General features: G+C 71.0%; 16 protein-coding genes. 14 read left to right on the forward strand and 2 right to left on the reverse strand.

What is annotated here, in order from left to right:
* Positions 1-5: 5 nt before the first annotated feature.
* The 11 genes from mftA to ABZ887_RS44815 all read left to right on the forward strand — a co-directional run bounded on the left by mftA (position 6) and on the right by ABZ887_RS44815 (position 11,895).
* On the forward strand, positions 6-140 hold the full coding sequence (mftA, locus tag ABZ887_RS44765) for a mycofactocin precursor MftA (RefSeq protein ID WP_361304067.1): 135 nt from the start codon (positions 6-8) through the stop codon (positions 138-140).
* An 18-nt stretch (positions 141-158) separates the two neighbouring features.
* Positions 159-425 (forward strand): mycofactocin biosynthesis chaperone MftB, encoded by a 267-nt coding sequence (mftB, locus tag ABZ887_RS44770; RefSeq protein ID WP_361304204.1) that lies wholly within the window; start codon positions 159-161, stop codon positions 423-425.
* The gene (gene mftC, locus ABZ887_RS44775; RefSeq protein WP_361304070.1) at positions 422-1,609 is read left to right on the forward strand and encodes a mycofactocin radical SAM maturase; all 1,188 of its coding nucleotides are present in this window, start codon (positions 422-424) and stop codon (positions 1,607-1,609) included. Before mftB ends, mftC begins: the two co-directional genes overlap by 4 nt.
* Complete coding sequence (mftD, locus tag ABZ887_RS44780; RefSeq protein WP_361304073.1) at positions 1,602-2,837, forward strand: pre-mycofactocin synthase MftD; 1,236 nt, start codon at positions 1,602-1,604, stop codon at positions 2,835-2,837. Before mftC ends, mftD begins: the two co-directional genes overlap by 8 nt.
* Positions 2,838-2,854: 17 nt before the next feature.
* Entirely contained in the window at positions 2,855-3,628 is a 774-nt protein-coding gene (gene mftE, locus ABZ887_RS44785) for a mycofactocin biosynthesis peptidyl-dipeptidase MftE (protein WP_361304076.1), read from the forward strand.
* Positions 3,625-5,073: a mycofactocin biosynthesis glycosyltransferase MftF gene (gene mftF / locus ABZ887_RS44790; protein WP_361304079.1), complete on the forward strand. Its 1,449-nt coding sequence runs from the start codon at positions 3,625-3,627 to the stop codon at positions 5,071-5,073. The genes mftE and mftF overlap by 4 nt, the downstream gene beginning before the upstream one ends.
* 64 nt (positions 5,074-5,137) lie before the next feature.
* Positions 5,138-6,319: a hydroxylase gene (locus ABZ887_RS44795; RefSeq protein ID WP_361304082.1), complete on the forward strand. Its 1,182-nt coding sequence runs from the start codon at positions 5,138-5,140 to the stop codon at positions 6,317-6,319.
* Positions 6,320-6,446: 127 nt separating this feature from the next.
* On the forward strand, positions 6,447-7,184 hold the full coding sequence (locus tag ABZ887_RS44800; protein WP_361304085.1) for a hypothetical protein: 738 nt from the start codon (positions 6,447-6,449) through the stop codon (positions 7,182-7,184).
* A gap of 315 nt (positions 7,185-7,499) precedes the next feature.
* Positions 7,500-8,759, forward strand: coding sequence for an amidohydrolase family protein (locus ABZ887_RS44805; RefSeq protein WP_361304088.1), 1,260 nt, complete (start codon positions 7,500-7,502; stop codon positions 8,757-8,759).
* Positions 8,760-9,061: 302 nt separating this feature from the next.
* Entirely contained in the window at positions 9,062-10,264 is a 1,203-nt protein-coding gene (locus ABZ887_RS44810) for a cytochrome P450 (protein ID WP_361304091.1), read from the forward strand.
* 158 nt (positions 10,265-10,422) lie between these two features.
* The gene (locus ABZ887_RS44815; RefSeq protein WP_361304094.1) at positions 10,423-11,895 is read left to right on the forward strand and encodes an FCD domain-containing protein; all 1,473 of its coding nucleotides are present in this window, start codon (positions 10,423-10,425) and stop codon (positions 11,893-11,895) included.
* 82 nt (positions 11,896-11,977) lie between these two features.
* Here the strand turns inward: ABZ887_RS44815 and ABZ887_RS44820 are convergent, their stop codons facing one another.
* Positions 11,978-12,841, reverse strand: coding sequence for a mycofactocin-coupled SDR family oxidoreductase (locus ABZ887_RS44820; RefSeq protein WP_361304097.1), 864 nt, complete (start codon positions 12,839-12,841; stop codon positions 11,978-11,980).
* Positions 12,842-13,053: 212 nt separating this feature from the next.
* Between ABZ887_RS44820 and ABZ887_RS44825 the strand changes: the two genes are divergently transcribed.
* Complete coding sequence (locus ABZ887_RS44825) at positions 13,054-13,245, forward strand: ferredoxin (protein WP_361304100.1); 192 nt, start codon at positions 13,054-13,056, stop codon at positions 13,243-13,245.
* 61 nt (positions 13,246-13,306) lie between these two features.
* Here the strand turns inward: ABZ887_RS44825 and ABZ887_RS44830 are convergent, their stop codons facing one another.
* The gene (locus ABZ887_RS44830; RefSeq protein ID WP_361304103.1) at positions 13,307-14,179 is read right to left on the reverse strand and encodes a VOC family protein; all 873 of its coding nucleotides are present in this window, start codon (positions 14,177-14,179) and stop codon (positions 13,307-13,309) included.
* Positions 14,180-14,340: 161 nt separating this feature from the next.
* Here ABZ887_RS44830 and ABZ887_RS44835 point away from each other — a divergent pair, with 161 nt between their 5' ends.
* A complete protein-coding gene (locus ABZ887_RS44835) occupies positions 14,341-15,201 on the forward strand; it encodes an alpha/beta fold hydrolase (protein ID WP_361304106.1) in 861 nt (286 codons plus the stop codon).
* A 53-nt stretch (positions 15,202-15,254) separates the two neighbouring features.
* A complete protein-coding gene (locus ABZ887_RS44840; protein ID WP_361304109.1) occupies positions 15,255-15,851 on the forward strand; it encodes a TetR/AcrR family transcriptional regulator in 597 nt (198 codons plus the stop codon).
* The last annotated feature ends 194 nt before the right edge of the window (positions 15,852-16,045 follow it).

The following is a 16,045-nucleotide window of genomic DNA, read 5'->3' on the forward strand; positions in this document are numbered from 1 at the left end:
TCCGCATGAACGAGTTCCACCTCGCACCGGCCGAGGAGGCCGGCCCCGAGGCCGACGACACCGCGCTCACCGTCTCGCTGATCGAGGCGGAGGACCTCCTGGAGGAGGTCTCGATCGACGGCATGTGCGGCGTCTACTAGGCCCGCACCATGACAGTAATGGATCTCGACGGCGCCTGGGACCTGCATCCGCAGGTCTCGGTGCGACCGGAACCCTTCGGCGCGCTGCTCTACCACTTCGGCACCCGCAGACTCTCGTTCCTCAAGGACCGCCGGCTCCTGGCCGTCGTCCAGGCCCTCGCCCACGCGCCCACGGCCCGTGCAGCCTGCCTGGCCGCCGGCCTTGCGGACGACGAACTGCCCCGCTATGGGCGGGCCCTCGCCGTCCTCGCGCAGTCGTCGATGGTCATCGGAAGGACCTCATGACCACCACGTCCCGGCTGGTCGACCTGTTCGAGTACGGGCTCGACGCACCGATCTGCCTCACCTGGGAACTCACCTACGCCTGCAACCTGGCCTGCGCCCACTGCCTGTCCAGCTCCGGACGCCGTGACCCGCGCGAGCTGAGCACGGCCGAGGCCAAGGCCGTCATCGACGAGCTGGAGGCCATGCAGGTCTTCTACGTCAACATCGGCGGCGGCGAGCCCACCGTCCGTCCCGACTTCTGGGAGCTCCTGGACTACGCCACCGCCCACCACGTGGGCGTGAAGTTCTCCACCAACGGCGTGCGCATCACCCGGGAGAACGCCGAGCGGCTCGCCCGCAACGACTACGTAGACGTGCAGATCTCCCTCGACGGCGCGACCGCCGACGTCAACGACGCGGTGCGCGGCCCCGGCTCGTACGCGACCGCACTGCGGGCGATGGAACACCTGGCCGCCGCGGGTATGCGCAACTTCAAGATCTCCGTCGTCTGCACCCGGCACAACATCCCGCAGCTGGACGACTTCAAGGCCCTGGCCGACCGCTACGGCGCTCAACTGCGCCTGACCCGGCTGCGTCCCTCCGGCCGCGGCGCCGACGTCTGGGACGACCTGCACCCGACCGCCGCGCAGCAGCGGGAGCTGTACGACTGGCTGCTGGCGAACGGCGAGAACGTGCTGACGGGCGATTCCTTCTTCCACCTCGCCGGCTACGGTCAGGCGCTGCCCGGCCTCAACCTCTGCGGCGCCGGACGCGTCGTCTGCCTGATCGACCCGGTCGGAGACGTCTACGCCTGCCCGTTCGCCATCCACGAGGAGTTCCTGGCCGGGAACGTCCGCGCGCCGGGCGGCTTCCGCGAGGTCTGGCGCGGCTCCGAACTGTTCCGGCGGCTGCGCACCCCGCAGCACGGCGGCGCCTGCGCCTCCTGCGCCTTCTACGACACCTGCAAGGGCGGCTGCATGGCCGCGAAGTTCTTCACCGGGCTGCCGCTGGACGGCCCCGACCCCGAATGCGTCCAGGGACACGGCGAGAAGCTGCTCGCCCTGCGCCCGGCCGGCGGGGCCGGGCTTCCCAAGCCGTCCGGGGACCACTCCCACCGGACCACCCCGCCGGTGCGCGACTGCGTCGAGGACCCGCTGGCCGGGCTGCCGCTCATCCCGACGCGAAGGGACCACACCCATGCCTAAGAACCCGTGGTTCGAGACGGTGGCCGAGGCGCAGCGCCGCGCCAAGCGGCAACTGCCGAGTTCGGTGTACGGTGCCCTCGTGGCGGGCTCGGAGCGCGGCCGGACCATCGACGAGAACATGGCGGCCTTCGCCGAGCTGGGCTTCGCACCGAGGGTCGTCGGCCATCACGCCGAGCGCGACCTGTCCACGACCGTCCTGGGTGTGCCCACCTCCCTGCCCGTGCTCATCTCGCCGACCGGTGTGCAGGCCGTCGACCCCGACGGCGAGGTGGCCGTCGCAAGGGCCGCGGCGAGCCGGGGCGTCATCATGGGGCTCAGCTCCTTCGCCAGCAAGCCGGTCGAGGAGATCGCCGACGCCCAGCCGGACCTCTTCTTCCAGCTGTACTGGAGCGGTACGCGCGAGACCATGGTGCGGCGCATGGACCGGGCCCGGGCCGCCGGCGCCAAGGCCCTCATCGTCACCCTCGACTGGTCCTTCTCGCACGGCCGCGACTGGGGCAGCCCCGCCATCCCGGACAAGCTCGACCTGCGGACCATGCTCCGGTTCGCCCCCCAGGTGCTGCCCCGGGCGAGCTGGCTGTGGCGTTTCGCCCGCTCCGGGCGCCTCCCCGACCTCACCGTGCCCAACCTGACGGCCCTGGGCGCCGACGCCCCCACCTTCTTCGGCGCCTACGGCGAATGGATGCAGACCGCACCGCCCACCTGGGACGACGTCGCCTGGCTGGGCACCGAGTGGGGCGGCCCCATCCTGCTCAAGGGGGTGACCCGGGTGGACGACGCCAAGCGCGCGGTCGACGCCGGCGTGTCCGCCCTGTCCGTCTCCAACCACGGCGGCAACAACCTGGACACGACCCCGGCCACCATCCGCGTCCTGCCCGCGATCGCGGAAGCGGTCGGCGACCAGATAGAGGTCCTGCTGGACGGCGGCGTCCGCCGCGGCGGGGACGTGGCCAAGGCACTCGCCCTCGGCGCCCGGGCGGTGCTGATCGGCCGTGCCTACCTGTGGGGTCTCGCGGCGAACGGGCAGGCCGGCGTCGAGAACGTCCTGGACATCCTCCGCAGTGGCCTCGACTCGGCCGTCCTGGGCCTCGGGCACTCCTCCGTGCACCAGCTGTGCCCCGAGGACCTGGTGATACCTCCCGGCTTCCGGCTGACGCTGGGCGGCGGGGACGTACCCGCGGCTCCGCAGGCCGTCCCGGACGCAGCCGCCGAGTCACCGGCAGCCTGACCGTGCCAGGGGACGGGATGCCGCGAGTCCTGGCCGACGCCGTCTGGCCGGCGGTGCCGTCCGGTGCGCTCGTCCTGGTGCCGATCGGGTCCACCGAACAACACGGCCCGCACCTGCCGCTGGACACCGACACCGTGGTCGCCCGTGCCGTCGCGCGCCGGGCGGCCACCGCCCTCGACCGGGGCCCTTACGGCCCGCCGCTGGTGGCGCCCGCCCTGGAGTTCGGCGCGAGCGGCGAGCACACCGACTTCCCCGGGACCGTGTCGATCGGGCACGAGGCGCTGCGCGCGGTGATCGTGGAACTGACACGCTCGCTGTCCCTCTGGGCGGGCCGGGTGGCATTCGTGAACGGCCACGGCGGCAACACCGCCACCCTCGACGCGGCCCTCACCCAGCTGCGGGCCGAGGGCCACGACGCCGTCTGGACCGGCTGCGCCCCGCCCGGCGGCGACGCACACGCCGGCCGGACGGAGACCTCCCTGCTGCTGCACCTGGAGCCGGAGCGGGTACGCCTCGCGGACGCCGTCGCCGGTGACCCGCGCCCGCTGACCGCCCTCCTCCCGGAGCTGGTGGCCCGTGGCGTCCGCGCCGTCTCGCCCTCGGGGGTACTGGGCGATCCGGCCGGGGCCTCGGCGGCGGAGGGGCGACGGGCGATGGACGCGATGGTGGCCGCGACAGTCCGCCGTATCACTGCGTGGACCGCGGACGGCCGGGGCCGGCTCGCCGACCCCGGGCCGGGCCCCGGTGTACCGGCGACGGCCTCCACCGGACAGAAGGGCGTACGCCGATGACACTTCCCCACGGCTTCGTCGTCGAACTCGACCGGCACACCCGGGTGGTCGACGACGGCGCGGCCCTCCTCGGCGGATTCCCGACCCGGCTGCTGAGGCTGACCCCGCGGGCGCGCCGGCTGTTCGGCGGCCGACGGCTCCTGGTGCGCGACGCGGCCGGAGCGCTTCTCGCCGACCGGTTGCTCGACGCCGGCATGGCCCATCCCGTCGCCGGCCTGCTCCCGGCGCCCGCCGACCCCCGGTACACGGTCGTCGTACCGGTCCGTGACCGCCCGCGCCAGCTCGACCGCCTGCTGCGGAGCATCGGCACGGGCCACCCCGTGATCGCCGTCGACGACGCCTCGCACCGTCCGGCCGCGGTGGCCGCCGTGGCCGCCGAGCACGGCGCCCGGCTGGTCGCCCTGGCCGCCAACACCGGGCCCGCCGGAGCGCGCAACGCCGGACTCCGGCTGGTCACCACGCCGTACGTGGTCTTCGCCGACTCCGACATCGTGCTGGACCCCGACACGGTCCCCACCCTGCTCCGGCACTTCGCCGACCCGCGCGTCGCGGCCGCCGTACCCCGCATCACCGGCCTGCCCGCCGCCGACCCGACCTGGATCACCCGGTACGAGAACGCCCGGTCGTCCCTCGACCTCGGCACCCACCCGGCCCCGGTACGCCCCGGAACCCCCGTCTCCTGGGCCTCCTCCGCCTGCGTCGTGGCACGGGTCGACGCGCTGGGGGACGGGTTCGACGACAGCATGAGGGTGGGGGAGGACGTCGACCTGTGCTGGCGACTGATCGCGGCGGGCCGGCGGGTGCGCTACGAGCCCGCCGTCAAGGCCGCCCACGAGCACCGGGCGCGCCTCGGGGACTGGCTGCTGCGCAAGGCCGTCTACGGCACCGGGGCCCACCCCCTCGCCGAGCGGCACCCCGAGTCCGTCGCACCCGCCGTGTTCGCCCCGTGGAGCACGGCGTTCGCCGTCGCGCTGCTCGCCGGGCGGCGCTGGTCGGCACCGGCCGCGGCGGCCGTCCTCGGCGTGGTCACCGTACGCATCGCCCGCAAACTCGACGGCACCGAGCACCCGTACCGGCTGGCCGTGCGGCTCACCGGCAACGGCGCCCTCGCCACCCTGGCACAGACCTCCGCGCTGCTGACCCGCCACTGGTGGCCGCTGACCGCAGTCGGCTGCGCGTTCTCCGGCCGGATGCGACGCGCCACGGCGATCGCCGCGGTGGCCGATATCGCGCTTGAGTACCGATCTGATCAAGCCAGTCTTGATCCGCTCCGCTACGGCGTCGCCCGTCGCCTCGACGACCTCGCCTACGGCGCCGGGGTGTGGCTCTCCGCTCTCCGGGGCCGCTCGTCCGCCGCGCTGCGCCCTCGCGTCACCCGCCGCGGCACACCTGTCCCGGTCAGCGGAAAGCGCGCCGTGCGAGCCGCTCAGGTGCCCCGACACTGAGGCCATCCCGCCGCGGGCCGCGCGGCGGCGCGTGCGAGGGACCAGTCACCGGGAGGTGTGCGGAGTGGCGCATGAAGTGGTCGGCCGTGTCGAGGAGTCGGGTCCTGAACTGGCCGCACTGGCCGACGAGAACGAGTCACTCGGCAAGCTGAGTGACCGCACCGTCGAACTGCTGCGTTCCGCCGGGGTGATCCGGATGCTGCAGCCCAAGGAGTTCGGCGGATTCGCCGCGCATCCCCGGGACTTCGCGGAGGCGGTGATGGCGGTCGCGCGGCACGACGGCGCCGCCGGCTGGGTCTGCGGAGTCGTGGGAGTCCACCCCTGGGAGCTGGCCCAGATGGACCGGCGGCTCGCCCACGAGGTGTGGGACGACGACCCCGACACCTGGATCGCCTCGCCCTACATGCCCAACGGCATCGCCGAGCCGGTGGACGGCGGCTATGTGCTCAGCGGCCGCTGGCCGTTCTCGTCGGGCAGCGACCACTGCCGCTGGGACTTCCTCGGCGCGCTCCTCGGGGACGGAAAGGGCAAGCCCGCCATGCCCGTCACCGTGCTGCACGTCGTACTGCCCCGCTCGGACTACGAGATCGTCGACGGCACCTGGGACGTGATCGGCCTGTCCGGTACGGGCAGCAAGGACGTCGTCGTGGACAAGGCGTTCATTCCCGAGTACCGCGCCGTACGGCAGGAGTCCGTCCAGGAGGGCGCAGCGGCGGATGCGATCGGGCTCACGGAGACGCTGTACCGGCTGCCCTTCGCGTCGATGTTCCCGCTCGGCATCACGGCCGCGGTCATCGGCATCTGCGAGGGCGCGCTCGCCGTCCACCTCGCCCAGCAGCGCGACCGGGTGGCCGTGACCGGCGTCCAGGTGCGCGACGACCCGTACGTGCTCTACGCGGCGGGGGAGGCCGCCGCCGAGATCGCCGCGTCACGGGTCCAGCTCATCGACGGCATCAGCCGGATGTACGACCAGATCGAGTCCGGCCGCCCGGTGACGATCGAGGACCGGGCGAACGTACGGCGCAACCAGGTGCGCTGCGCCTGGCGCGCGGTGTCCGCCCTGGACGAGATCTTCACGCGCTCCGGCGGCAACGCCATCCGGCGCGGCAACCCGATCCAGCGCTACTGGCGGGACGCCCACGTCGGACTCCAGCACATGATCCACGTGCCCGGCACGGCGTACCACGCCAACGCCCTCGCCCAGATGGGACTTGAGCTCCCCGAGGCGATGCGGATCCTCATCTGAGCGTCGACGCGAGGCGCCGCTGACGCCGGTTTCGGCGCTGCTGCACGACAGGCCCGTCGGCCGGGACGCGACGGGCCGTCAGGGAACGGCGTCAGTCCGACGCCGTCGGTGAACAAGGGAGCTGCACATGCGGAAAGACCTGTACCTCAAACTGGAACGCATTTCGGCCTGGTGTGGATTCGTGCTGCTGGTCGGCTTCGTCGCCGCCTTCGCCGCGGGCGGCATCCTCACCCCGATGAGTCCCACCAAGAGCCCGGCGGACATCGTGACGTTCCTGCACGACCACCGCACCGGGATCCTGTGGTGCGTCGTGCTGATGGTGCTCACCGTCCCCTTCGAGTACCCGTACGTGATCGTGACGAGCCTTCAGATGCGCAGGGTCGAGGGCGGCTGGGGTCTGCTGTCGATGATCCAGCTCACCACGGGTGTCGTCGCTCCGCTGGGGTTCTTCTTCCCGCTCGCGATCCTGGCCGCGGCGGCCTACCGGCCGGACATCCACTCCCCGGACGTGCTGGCCGCGATGAGCGACATGTTCTGGCTCATGTTCGTCGGCAACGCCTGCATCTTCGTGCTGCAGGTCTGGTCGATCGGGTACGCGTCGTTCGTCGACCGGCGCGAGCGCCCGATCTTCCCGCGCTGGTACGGCTGGCTCAGCATGGTGCTGGGGGCCCTGCTCATCCCCGGGGCCTTCGTCTTCCTGTTCAAGACCGGTCCGCTGGCCTGGAACGGGATACTGGCCAACACCATTCCGATGTTCACGTACTTCATCTGGAAGATCTCCACACCGATCGTGCTGCTGCGCGCGGTCAAGTCCGAGGAGCAGGAGCTGGCCGGCACCGCGGCCTCCGATCCGGTGACCGTCTAGAGCCCGTCCTGCCACTGTGGCCGGGTCCCGCGCTGCCGAGCGCGAGACCCGGCCACAGCCGTTTGCACAGGCCACGCTCACCACACCTGTCGTAATTGAGTATCAGCAATTTTGCTTTCATCGAGGGGGTTCGACGCCAATGTCCGCTGTCAGTAATCTGTCAGGCTTTTCAAATCTTTGGGCCATCGCGAATTCCGTGTTCTCAATTATTGACTGGACCGGGCGGTACAGCTAACTTCGCATCATCCGCGGGTTGGGTTCTGCCACGAACGACGAGGTTCGAAAGAGGTACCGCCTGTGTTCAAGGAATTTGTCGTGTCCGGCGACTCGCACATCATCGAGCCGGTCGATCTCTTCAAGACCCGGCTTCCCCGGCAACTGCGTGAACGCGCCCTGTGGGAAGAGGAGTTCACGCTCGACGAGCCGATCGTCGACGGCGGCCACACCGAGTTCAAGAAGCTGCACACCATCGGTTTCGACGGCTGGACCATCTCCAAGTACCGTCAGTCCGGCGGGCAGACGCCGGACGGCGATCCGGACCACATCATCCGGGACATGGATCTCGACGGCGTCGACGCCTCGGTGATGTTCCCGAACCTCTCGCTGTTCGTCCTCTTCACCGACGACCACGAGCTCTCCATGGCCCACGCCCGTGTCTGGAACGACTATGTGGCCGAGCGGTACCTGCGGTACAGGGCCCGGTTGCGTCCGACGGGGGCGATCCCGCTCACCGACGTCCCCGAGGCCGTGGCGGAGATCGAGCGCTGCGCACGGCTCGGGATCGGCGCGATCCTCCTCCCCGAGATCCCGCCGCTGCCGTACTACTCACGCGAGTACGACCCGGTCTGGGCGGCCGCGCAGGCGCACGGGCTGCCGGTGTTCATCCACGTCGCCACCGGCGGGGTCCGGGTCAGGGAAGAGGTGTCCGAGACGGCGCTGACCGTCCGGGGCCTGATGACGGCCATGAACATGGGCAAGGGCAACCTGACCGACGACATGGTGGCCGGCCGCACCATGGGCAGCGCGGTCGGCTCGGCCGTGGCCGGTCCGCAGGGCATCATCGCCAGCCTGGTCGGCGGCGGGGTGTGCGAGCGCTTCCCCGATCTGCACTTCAACCTCATCGAGTACACGGCCGGCTGGCTGGTCTCCTTCATGGGCTACATGGACAAGGCATGGAAGACCGGCACCGGTCAGGACCCCGACTGGTGGCTCGGCTTCTGGGACGACAGCCGGGGGCCGAAGGACCAGCCCGCGATGGGGCGGCTGTTCGCGGTCAACGGCCGGTGGCCCTACCCGCTCAAGCCCACCGAGTACGTCCGCCGTCAGATCCACGTGCAGTTCGCGGATGACCCGACGGCCGTGAAGGCCCGCCACATCACCGGCCTCTCGACGGTCATGTGGGGCAACGACTACCCGCACGCGGAAGGCACCTTCCGCAGCAGCGCCGAGTGCATCGCCGAGAACTTCGAGGGAGTCGGCGACGAGGACCGTGCCGCCATCCTCGGCGGCACCCTCGCCAAGGTGGTCGGCTTCGACGCGAGCCGGAAGCTGGCGCCCGTGGCCGGGGAAGTCTGAGGTCACCGGCGGGCAACGAGCGCACGGCAGACCGGCGCGGCGGACGAGGGCGTCCGCCGCGCCGATGCCGTTGCCCATATAAAGTCCACTCAATTGCGGGGCGCGGGGCCGGGAAGACCCCTGCGCTTCCCGCCGCTGCCCCCGAATCGAAGGGGGGTGTAGCAGAATCCGACTCCCGCTCAGTGGCAGCCCTCTCGACGCGATCGCTTAAATCAGTACACTCATTTGTCATTGGCTCGGTGTCGTCGCGGTCGAGATCGACGCGGTGGCGGCACCGCGGACGCAGGCCGAGAGGAGCCGCGATGAGCACGACACTCGACGAGCCCGGCGGTACGTACGACGGGATGCCCGCCTACGAGTTCGACAACCGACTCGGCGGTCCGGTGCTCAGCCACCAGGAGCGCTGGGACGAGATGGCCGGCGCCCACTCCGGGTTCCGCAGCACGGTCGCTCGCGGGTTCTGGGTCGTCACCGACGGGCCGGCCGTGCAGCAGGCGCTGCAGGACTGGCGTACCTTCTCCAACAGGTCGGTGACGGCGCTCGACCCCGACCCGAGGTTCCTGTGGATCCCGGAGATGCTGGACCCGCCCACGCACAGCGTGTGGCGGCGCCTGCTGGGCCGCTACTTCTCCCCGGGCACGGTGGCCGCCAAGGAACCGGAAGTCCGCAGGATCGCTGCGGAGATGATCGACGAACTCAAGGACCGCGACGGCGCCGACGTCCTCGACGAGTTCACCCGCCGCTTCCCGACCCTGGTCTTCATGCGCCTGATGGGCCTGCCCGAGGAGGACCTGCCCACCTTCCTCGCCTGGACCCGGGAGATCCTGCACCTTTCCCACGGCGAGGACCCGGACGGCGCCCGCCAGCTGACCGCCATGCGGGCGGTGTCCGCCTACTTCGAGGAACAGATCGCCCTGCGCCGCGAGAGGCCGCGGGACGACCTGCTCTCCCACGCCATGACCTGGACGATCGACGACGAGCCGATCGACGACCGCGACATGCTCGCCTTCTGCGTCCTGATGTTCCAGGCCGGCTTCGACACCGTGCCGATCTCGATCGGCTGGGCTCTGTACCACTTCGCCACCCACCCGGAACAGCGCGCGGAGATCCTCGCCGACCCCTCGCTCATCCCCACCGGCGTCGAGGAGACCCTGCGCGTCTACTCGTTCGTCGTCCCGGCGCGCAAGGCGACGAAGGACGTCGAGATCGGCGGCTGCCCGGTCAGGGCGGGCGAGATGGTGATGCTCCCGCTCGCGGTGACCAACCGCGACCCCGGCCGCTACGAGAACCCGCGCGAGGTGGACCTGCATCGCAAGGCCACCAACCACATCGCGTTCGGCTCGGGTCCGCACCGCTGCCTCGGCTCGCACCTCGCCCGCCTGGAACTCAACGTGGCGATCGAGGAGTGGCACCGGCGGATCCCCGACTACCGGCTCGCGCCGGGCCAGGAGCTGTGGCAGCACGGCAACATGTACGGCCTCAAGTCGCTCCGGCTGGAGTGGTGAGCGGATCCGAAGGCCTCGGCACCTCTCCCCGGGACGGTCGGCACCGGCGTTCCCGGGGGACGAGTGCCCCGATCACGGCACCGGCTGACGCTCTGCCACGCCTCCACGCCGACGACGAATAGACTGGGGATCCGCAATCTTCCCCGGAGGAGCTGGCCATGGCGACTGCCGTCGACCGCGGGCCCGCCGACGGCGAGGCGGAGGTTCCGGTCGGCAAACTGGCCGCGCAGACCGCCCAGCGCATCGAGGCGAGCGTGATCCGGCGGGGTTGGCCCGTCGGCGAGTCGTTGGGCTCGGAGGGGGATCTGCGAGAGCGGCTCGGGGTGAGCCGGGCGGTGCTGCGTGAGGCGGTACGGCTGGTCGAGCACCACCAGGTCGCCAGGATGCGGCGCGGCCCCGGCGGCGGCCTCATCGTCCGCGCACCCGACGCGGGTCCCGCCACCCGGGCCATGGTGATCTACCTCGAATACGTCGGCACCAGCGTGACCGACCTGCTCCGGGCCCGCCTGCTCCTCGAACCGATCGCCGCCGGCCTGGCGGCCGAACGGATCACCGAAGAGGGCATCGTCACGCTCCGGGCCGCGCTCGACTCGGAACTCCGGCACCAGGACGTCCCGTCGCTCGGGTCACAGGATCCGCTGCACTCCGTACTGGGGCGCCTGTCGGGCAACCCCGTGCTCCATCTGTTCATCGACGTGCTCACCCGTCTCACCACCCGCTACGCGCACACCTCCCGGCGCGTCACCAAGGCGGAGACACAGGCCGCCAGGGAGTTCTCGCACCGTGAGCACCGTGCCGTCGTGGACGCCGTGATCGCGGACGACGGCGCCCGCGCCCAGGCCGAACTGACCGCCCACCTGGAGTCGGTGGCGGCGTGGATCGAGAAGCATCGCGTGCGCCGCGGAACCCGGATCTCGGGGAAGGTGATCGAGCCCGAACTCGCGGAGGGGTCACGGGCCAAACTGGCCGAGGTCGTGGCCGCCCGCATCCACGAGGACATCGCCGCGGGCGGCTGGCGGGTCGGCACGGTCCTGGGCTCGGAGACGGAGCTGCTGGCCCGCTACGAGATCAGCCGGGCCGTCCTGCGGGAGGCCGTGCGGCTCCTGGAGTACCACTCGGTCGCCCGGACGCGTCGCGGTCCCGGCGGCGGCCTGATCGTCACCGAGCCCGAGCCGCAGGCCAGCATCGACACGATGGCGCTCTTCCTGGAGTACCAGGGCGTCACCGCCGACGACCTGCGGATCGTCCGCAACGCCATCGAACTCGGCGTCGTCGCCAGGGTCACCGCCCGCCATGCCGCGGGGGACACGGAGGTCGCCGCGCGCCTCGGACAGGCCGTGCGCTGGGCCACGGAGGGCCCGCCCGGGGACTCCCGCAAGGCCGACCTGTTCCACTCCGAACTGGCTGCCCTGGCCGACAACCCGGTGCTGTCGCTCTTCCTCGCCATCATCACCGAGCTGTTCCGCCGGCACGCCGCCGGACACGACCGGTCGCTGCCCGGGGACTCGGCCGCCGACGAGGTCCGCCACGTCCACCAGCGCATCCTCGACGCGATCGGACAGGGCGACGCGGCGCTGGCCCGGCACCGGATGCGCCGCCACCTCGACGCGCTGATCCCCTGGTGGCACTGACGCACCGGCGCCGGCGCACCCGGCACTGCCGTCCCGTGTCCGGGAAACCTTGAACAACCTTCCCGGAACCCGTGAACAACCGTCAGAACGTGGGAAGTTGAGGCCGCCTTTTCACGTAGCCGGCGGCGTCCACCCGCAGTTGCATGCCGGACACGTAACGGGACTCGTCGGAGACGAGGAAGAGCACGGTGTCGGCGATGTCCTCCGGCTCCACGTAGGGAATGCCGAAGCCCGTCGTCGCGGGGAAGGACGGCAGCGCGTCCTCGCGGCTCGGGTTCTCCAGGTCGGGACGGAACGTCCGGTACATGAGGTCGCTGTTGAGCATGTCGGTGTTGACGTTGGTGGGGTGTACCGCGTTGACCCGGATCCGCCGGGGCGCCAGGACCGTCGCCAGGTCGTGCACGAACGCGGCCACTTGACGCTTCGCGAACGAATAACCCAGCCCGCCGGGCCCGTTGGCCGGGTTGTCGGTGGTGGCCGGTGTCAGCCCCGCAAGGGAGCCGGTGGCGACGATCGAGGCGCCGTCGGGCAGGTGGGGGAGCGCCGCGTCGACGGCGTGGACCACCCCGTTGAAGTCGACGGTGACGGCATCGAGGAAGGCCTGTGCGGTCTGGTCGGGCCCGAGCGGGCAGATCCCGGCCTGGGCGACGACGGCGTCGAGCCGCCCGAGTTCGGCGACCCCCTCGACGACGGCCGCCCTGAGCCCGGCGGGATCCCGTACGTCCGCCTTGCGCGCGACGATGCGCCGGCCGAGTTTCTCGACCTTCCGCACGGTGTCCGCGAGGTCCTTCTCGGTGGCCAGCGGGTAGCCGTTGGTGGCGATGTCCTCGCAGAGGTCGACGGCGATGATGTCGGCGCCCTCCGAGGCGAGCCGGACCGCCTGGGCCCGGCCCTGACCGCGCGCGGCTCCCGTGATGAACACGGTCTTGCCCTGTACTCGGTCCATGGGGTCTCCTTCTACGGAGAGAAGAGTTGCCTTAATGTCGATCCCGAACGACAGTGCTTCGATGATCGCCGCTCTTCTGCACTTACTTGCCGGTGACTCCCGGCTGCTGGGACATATTCAGTGCACACAATGCGCGGTGCTGGAGACTCGACGAGAACCCGGGAGCCGGACACGGCCCTTCGGCCCACCACCTCTGGAGACGGAGCTGTCACATGAAGATCACCATTGACAGGGCGGCGTGCTCCGGTCACGCCCGATGCGCGGCGGCGGCACCGGAACTCTTCCGCCTGGACGACGACGGCTACGCGCTGCCCTTCGACAGCGAGGTGCCGGAGGAGCTCGAACCGGCGGCCCGCGACGGCGAGACGGCCTGCCCGGAGCGGGCCGTCACCGTCGTCCGCTGAACACCGCACACGAGTGAGCCCCAGGGCCCGTCGGCCCTGGGGCTCACCCATGTGCACCGGCTCAGCCGGCCGGCTGCGGCGGCGGGGTGAAGTGGTGACCCCAGAACGCCCCGTCCGTGATCTCGTAAACGGGGACGGGCTCAGGCACCTTGAGGCCGTTCCAGCCGAACTCGACGGCGTAGTTCTCCGGCGACCAGACGTAGAACGACACCATGTGGTCGTTGGTGTGCTTGCCGAGCGAGTGCATCATCGGCACCTCGTACTTGCCGGCCCGGTCGAGGGCGCGCCCCACGTCGTCCAGGGTCGCCGCCTCCACCATGAAGTGCAGCAGCCGTCCGGGACCGGGCATCGGCGTCACACCGAGCGTGTGGTGCCGCGCGTTGCATCCCATGAACCACGTCGTACCACCGGGCGAACGCATCGTGTTCCGCTCGATGAAGCCCAGGACGTTCACATAGAAGTCGAACGTGGTCCGGGCGTCCTCGGCGGAGACGATCACGTGCCCGAAGCCCATGTCACCGGTGACGAACTTCGACACCAGCGGCGTCTGAACGGGGACATGGTCGAGGACGGTGCCGTAGAACAGCTCGACCGGGTTCCCGCCCGGGTCGTTGAACTTGACGAAGCCCGTGACCTTCCGCTCCGCCGCCTCGGCCTCGGTGCCGGCGGTCACCTTGATGCCCGCCTTCTCGACATCCGCGACCAGGCGTGCCAGCTCCCGCTCGTCGAGGACCTCGAAGCCCAGCGCCGTCATCCCGCTCTGGGCTCCCGGAGAGACCACGATGCGGGCCGGATAGTCGTCCATCCGGAAGGACAGAGACCCGGAATCACCGCCTTCGACGGGCATCAGACCGAGGAAGTCGGCACCGAACGCCTTCCACTTGTCGATGTCGTTGGACTCCAGACGCAGGTACCCGAGTGAGCCAACACCCATCAGGCCCTCCCCTCACATTGGTCAGGTCCGGGGCGGCCATCGGGCCCCGGTGTCACGTACGTCTGCGACGGTAGACAGCCTGGTCCGTCCGGCGCCGAGGCCGTCCCACTGATCGGGAGGGTTACGGCGTGGGCCGCGTCACCGATGGGACGGTGGCCGTCATGACACCGAGCTACGACGACACCCTGCGTGAACTGTCCACCGACGAAGGGACCCTGCGGTACCACGAAGTCGGTGACGGACCCCCGCTGCTCCTGCTGCACGGATCGGGGCCGGGCGTGACGGGCTGGCGCAACTACCGGGGCAACCTTTCCGCGCTGGCCCGGCACTTCCGCTGCCTGGCGCTGGAGTTCCCCGGCTTCGGTGTGAGCGACCCGACCGCCGAGAACCCGATGGTGGCCGCCCCGAAGGCGGTCCTGCGTTTCGTCCAGGGCCTCGGTCTCGACCGCGTCGACGTCATCGGCAACTCCATGGGAGGCTACGTTGCCGTGGGACTCGCGGTCGCCCACAAGGACCTGTTCCGCAGGATCGTGACCATCGGAGGCGTGGGCCGCAACATCCTGTCACCCGCGCCCAGCGAAGGACTGAACCTCCTGGTCGACTTCGCCGAGGACCCCACCCGGGACAACCTCGTGCGGTGGCTGCGCTCGATGGTGCACGATCCGGCACTGCTCACCGAGGAACTGATCGAGGAACGCTGGGCGAGCGCCACCGACCCGGCCACCCTGGAGGCGTCCCGCCGGATCTACGGCCGGCAGGCGATGGCCGCGCTGCAGGCCGCCCAGGACCATTCCGACCAGCCCATCTGGGCCGCACTCCACAAGGTGACCGCCCCCACGCTGCTGACCTGGGGCCGGGACGACAGGGTCACTCCGCTGGAGGGCGCGCTGCTGCCGATGCGCACCATCCCCAGGGCCGAGCTGCATGTGCTGCCGGACTGCGGGCACTGGGCGATGATCGAGCAGAAGGAGGCCTGGGAGAGCACGGTGACGGCCTTCCTGACCCGACCGGGGGCCGACTGAGCGCGGGCCGGCGGCAGCACCCGACGCAGGGGGAGAACCGAGTGGCGAGGTCCATGGCCGCACGGCAGCCCGCCGCACCGATGTCGAGCGGCCAGGCCGCCCGCCGGGTCCGCATCCTGCGCGCCGCCTCCGACCTCGGTACGCGCGAGGGGCTGGCCAACGTGCAGATGCACGACGTGGCCAAGGAGGCCGGCGTCGCGATCGCCACGCTGTACCGCTACTTCCCGTCCAAGCCGTACCTGTTCCTGGCGGTCCTCGAGTGGCACATCGACCAGTTCCTGGGCGGCCGCGACTGCGGCGCCGGGGCCGGTGAGGGGGTGGACCGTGCGACCGAGACGGGCGAGACGCTCGTGGCGCTCAGCGGGAAGCTGCTGGGCAGCCGGCTGCTGGCTTCGGCGGTGACGCTGTCGTCGTTCACGGAGTACACGAGCGACGTCCCGACCCGGATCGACATCGTGGAGAGCGCGCTCGGACAGCGACTCCTCGGACTTCTCGGTGGCCGCGCGGACGCGGCGACCGAGCGCAGCAGGGTGCGATTGCTCGTCTACTGCTGGTGGGGGGTGTTCGTGGCCATGCTGACCGAAGAGATCTCCACCGAGCAGGGCAACGCCGACCTGCGAATGGCCGCGCGGCTGATCGTGGCGGGGTGAGAGCGGCACGCCGCCGTGCCCGGTACACCCGCCGCGTCCCGGGTGCGGATGCCGTGCCGGTCCTCGCCCGGCGCCCGTCCCGGCCCGTCGTGCCGGCCGAGTCCAGGACCGCCGGACAGGCGAACGAGGGACTCGAAGCGCTCGGAGTGCCCCCCACCGGGACACGCGCGTCCGGGCATCGTGGCGGCGGTGCC

Origin of the sequence: Streptomyces sp. NPDC047061 (assembly GCF_040643955.1) — a bacterium.
Classification (GTDB): domain Bacteria; phylum Actinomycetota; class Actinomycetes; order Streptomycetales; family Streptomycetaceae; genus Streptomyces.

Excerpts from the sequence above, each read along its gene's own strand:
- mftA (WP_361304067.1), top strand. The coding sequence starts at position 6 with ATGAACGAGTTCCACCTCGCACCGGCCGAGGAGGCCGGCCCCGAGGCC.
- mftB (WP_361304204.1), top strand. The coding sequence starts at position 159 with ATGGATCTCGACGGCGCCTGGGACCTGCATCCGCAGGTCTCGGTGCGA.
- mftC (WP_361304070.1), top strand. The coding sequence starts at position 422 with ATGACCACCACGTCCCGGCTGGTCGACCTGTTCGAGTACGGGCTCGAC.
- mftD (WP_361304073.1), top strand. The coding sequence starts at position 1,602 with ATGCCTAAGAACCCGTGGTTCGAGACGGTGGCCGAGGCGCAGCGCCGC.
- mftE (WP_361304076.1), top strand. The coding sequence starts at position 2,855 with ATGCCGCGAGTCCTGGCCGACGCCGTCTGGCCGGCGGTGCCGTCCGGT.
- mftF (WP_361304079.1), top strand. The coding sequence starts at position 3,625 with ATGACACTTCCCCACGGCTTCGTCGTCGAACTCGACCGGCACACCCGG.
- ABZ887_RS44800 (WP_361304085.1), top strand. The coding sequence starts at position 6,447 with ATGCGGAAAGACCTGTACCTCAAACTGGAACGCATTTCGGCCTGGTGT.
- ABZ887_RS44810 (WP_361304091.1), top strand. The coding sequence starts at position 9,062 with ATGAGCACGACACTCGACGAGCCCGGCGGTACGTACGACGGGATGCCC.
- ABZ887_RS44815 (WP_361304094.1), top strand. The coding sequence starts at position 10,423 with ATGGCGACTGCCGTCGACCGCGGGCCCGCCGACGGCGAGGCGGAGGTT.
- ABZ887_RS44820 (WP_361304097.1), bottom strand. The coding sequence starts at position 12,841 with ATGGACCGAGTACAGGGCAAGACCGTGTTCATCACGGGAGCCGCGCGC.
- ABZ887_RS44825 (WP_361304100.1), top strand. The coding sequence starts at position 13,054 with ATGAAGATCACCATTGACAGGGCGGCGTGCTCCGGTCACGCCCGATGC.
- ABZ887_RS44830 (WP_361304103.1), bottom strand. The coding sequence starts at position 14,179 with ATGGGTGTTGGCTCACTCGGGTACCTGCGTCTGGAGTCCAACGACATC.
- ABZ887_RS44835 (WP_361304106.1), top strand. The coding sequence starts at position 14,341 with ATGACACCGAGCTACGACGACACCCTGCGTGAACTGTCCACCGACGAA.
- ABZ887_RS44840 (WP_361304109.1), top strand. The coding sequence starts at position 15,255 with ATGGCCGCACGGCAGCCCGCCGCACCGATGTCGAGCGGCCAGGCCGCC.